This is a genomic window from Streptomyces polygonati (genome assembly GCF_042650325.1).
GTDB classification, from domain to species: domain Bacteria; phylum Actinomycetota; class Actinomycetes; order Streptomycetales; family Streptomycetaceae; genus Actinacidiphila; species Actinacidiphila polygonati.
This window is the reverse complement of the sequence record NZ_JBHSBB010000061.1, coordinates 1-2,048: the sequence shown is the minus strand read 5'-3', so window position 1 is coordinate 2,048 and position 2,048 is coordinate 1. Positions and strand designations below refer to the sequence as shown.

The window sequence follows — 2,048 nt, the reverse complement described above, 5'->3', positions numbered from 1 at the left end:
TCGGGGCGCTGGCATCATGTAGTTGTGCCTGCGCCTCGTGACCCTGCTCCTGCCCGGTACGTATGCATCGGCGTCGAGCGGGACTTGGATCACTTCCTCGGAGAGTACGGGCTGACCGTGTCGGCCTTGCAGGACAAGATCGCAACTCGCGTGCCCGTCGGCGTCGGTGGCCTGCCCGGGCCCGTGGAGTATCTCGTCCACGAATCGGTTCTTCGGTCGGACGAGGAGTTCCCGTGCGCCGGGGACGCCGAGGCGTTGCAGTTCTGTCGTGCTGTCGCCGACCAGTTGTCGACGGAATTCGGTATCACCCCAGGTGAGGCGGCCGCGCGCATCGTTCGTCACTGGTGTGAGCCCGGGGACGACGGGCGGACCCCGCGGACGTGGATCGTGGGCTCGGACATTGCCTATCACGAGGACCCCGGCTTCTGGGCGAAGCACATTTACTACGGCACTCACTGGTGGCCGCCCGGCGACACACCCGCGCCACTTCCATCGCCGTGAGGTTGTGCAAACAGCTTCTGACCCTAAAAGACAAGTTCAGCTTGACGTTAACCCTCGGCGGGCTTGGTGTTCCTTGATCGACTCGGCGCGTTTGACGGTCTTGCCGACGTCGTGGTGCTTGGCGCGGTGCTTGTTCTTCGAGCCGGGAGGCCGTCCGGGTCCTGGCCGGGACGGTTTTGGTGCGGCCGCTGGACGAGCTGCCGTCGCGCGGACGTTGCGAAACCCCCGCCGCACCCGGGCGGGGGTGAGCCGGCGAGGCTCGGCGGCCCGTTCCCAGGGGCGACGCAGGTCCTCGGTAAGCGGACGGGCCAGGCGGAGCTGGGTGTGGGCAGCGATGATCAGCCACGTCCACAGGTCGGCGGTGTCCGCGTGCCGGATCTTTGGGGCGGTCCAGCCGAGGGTCTGTTTCATCAGCCGGAAGGTGTGTTCGAGATCGAACCTGCGGAGGAATGCCTGCCACCAGCGGTCCACGTCCGCCGGTGCGGTGACGGTCGAGGAGATCCAGAGCCAGACCGGTTTGGGGTCGCGGTGACCTGGCAGGCGTTCGACTTTCAGCCGCATCAAGGTGCCGTGCAGGATGGGTAGTTCCTCCTTTGCCAGGTCCAGCCAGGGACCGCGGTGGGTGAGCCGGGGGTGTATCCGGTCCCAGGCCATCGCTTCGGCCTTGCCGTAGCGGGTGGTGTCGGTGACGGTGGTGACGTCGGGTTCGTGCCAGCTGTCGGGTCGTGCCAGGGACAGGACGCCGCCGTGCTTGCGGGGCCGGCCGCCCTTCGGACCGCAGGGGGCGGGCCCGGCGTCGCGGAGCATCACGCGGTCCGAGCGCAGGCGTCCGACCAGGACGACGGGCAGGTCCGCGAGCGCATGGGAGAGGAAGGCGACGTCGTAGCCGGAGTCCATGACGACCCAGATCTCCGGGTCGCCCTCGCGCCACTGCCCGGTGTGCATCAGCCGGGCGACGACATCGCGGAGCTGGATTGCGGTGACCGCCGTCGCGTCGTCAGCCTGCCCCAGGCGGAGAGCGTCCAGCAGCGCGGTCCAGGAGGTCCGGCCGGTCTCCAGGGCCGCGACGAAGGAGTACGGCCAGCCGGGCACGAACTGGTCCTTGCTCCGGTTCCCACGCCCGTAGACATGGCAGAACAACCGGTCGTCGCTGGTGGGGGCGTCAGGCCGCAGCCAGTTGCTGACGTCGACGGCCAGCACGATCCGTCCGTCGGCCGCCCGCGGCAGCGGCAGGCCGGCCAGGGCGCGGCGCAGGCGGGCAGGCTCGCACCAGCCCCGGTCCAACGCGGCGTACAGGGCACCGTGCCCACGCCGATGCTCGGCAGCCAGGCACAGCTCGACCAGCGTCTTCACCGGCCCGTCCGTACATAGCACCGCGTCCGCGAGCTCGAAGAGCGCATCCGCGCGGGCGTACAAGGACTCGTAGAACTCGACCCGAAAGCGGGACAGGACACCCAACGCATCACCGGCGGACCCGGCGACAGGCAGACTCATACACAGCGGCCGTTCTCTCGTGCTTCGTTACTCGACATCTCGAAGCGTGGAGA

Annotated in this window: 2 protein-coding genes; one reads left to right on the top strand and one right to left on the bottom strand. The window is 68.7% G+C overall.

Annotated elements, in window-relative coordinates:
• Positions 1 to 501 (top strand): hypothetical protein (locus ACFO3J_RS35920; RefSeq protein WP_386439089.1); only part of this gene is annotated, 501 nt, incomplete at its 5' end.
• 36 nt (positions 502 to 537) lie between these two features.
• Here the strand turns inward: ACFO3J_RS35920 and ACFO3J_RS35915 are convergent.
• Positions 538 to 1,995 (bottom strand): NF041680 family putative transposase, encoded by a 1,458-nt coding sequence (locus tag ACFO3J_RS35915; RefSeq protein WP_386439087.1) that lies wholly within the window; start codon positions 1,993 to 1,995, stop codon positions 538 to 540.
• Between the last annotated feature and the right edge of the window lie 53 nt (positions 1,996 to 2,048).